The organism is Pilimelia columellifera subsp. columellifera (assembly GCF_039532605.1).
Classification (GTDB): domain Bacteria; phylum Actinomycetota; class Actinomycetes; order Mycobacteriales; family Micromonosporaceae; genus Pilimelia; species Pilimelia columellifera.
This window is the reverse complement of record NZ_BAAARY010000080.1, coordinates 1-854: the sequence shown is the minus strand read 5'-3', so window position 1 is coordinate 854 and position 854 is coordinate 1. Positions and strand designations below refer to the sequence as shown.

Sequence of the window (854 nt, the reverse complement as noted above, 5' to 3'; positions counted from 1 at the left end):
TCGCCCCCTCCGGTGGCTGCGGCAACTGCTTCCTCGGTCGTCCCATCCAACACCTCCATGATCGAGGTGTTGCGACGACCAGTTGAATCCGCCTTGGGCGCCGTTGTCGCTGTGGAAGATCGCCCCGTTCAGGTTCCCGCCGCGGGTTCCGGCGGCGGCCTTCATGGCGTCGGTGATCAGTTCGGTGCGCATGTGATCGGCGATCGACCAGCCCACCAGCCGTTTCGAGCACAGGTCTAAAACCGTTGCCAGATAGAGGAACTGGCCGTCACCGACGGGCAGGTAGGTGATGTCACCGACATACCTGCGGTTCGGTTCCGGCGCGGTGAAGTCCCGCCCGATCAGGTCCGCCACCGGTACCGCGTCAGGCGCCGGGATCGTGGTGCGGACCTTCTTACGCAGGTGCACCCCGACGACCCCTGCCCGGCGCATCAACCGCTCCACACGCTTGTGGTTCACCAGCAGGCCGATGTCATGCAGCTCGGCGGTGACCCTGGGACCACCATAGGTGCTATCGGACTCGCAGTGGATTTCGGTGATGCGTTCGGTCAGGACTTGATCGGCGCGCTCACGCTCCGCACGAGCCGGACCAGCCTGCCACCAGCGGTAAAACCCCGACCGGGACACCGACAAGATCCCGCACAGCCGTTTCACGCCGTAGGCGTCCCGGTAGTCGGCGACGAACTGGAAACGGCTCACCAGCTGGTCTCGCCCGCGAAATATTTCGCGGCCCGCCGCAGAATCTCCCGCTCCAACTCAAGCTCTCTAACCCGGGCCTTGAGCTGCCTGTTCTCCTTCCCCAAGCCGGTGGCCTCCACAGCCCCGGGCACGGTGGCCTGCTCGGCCTCGCGTAT

General features: G+C 65.3%; 1 pseudogene. It reads right to left on the bottom strand.

Annotated elements, in window-relative coordinates:
• Positions 1 to 93: 93 nt before the first annotated feature.
• Positions 94 to 854, bottom strand: a pseudogene (locus tag ABD287_RS18410) (IS3 family transposase); the annotation flags it as partial.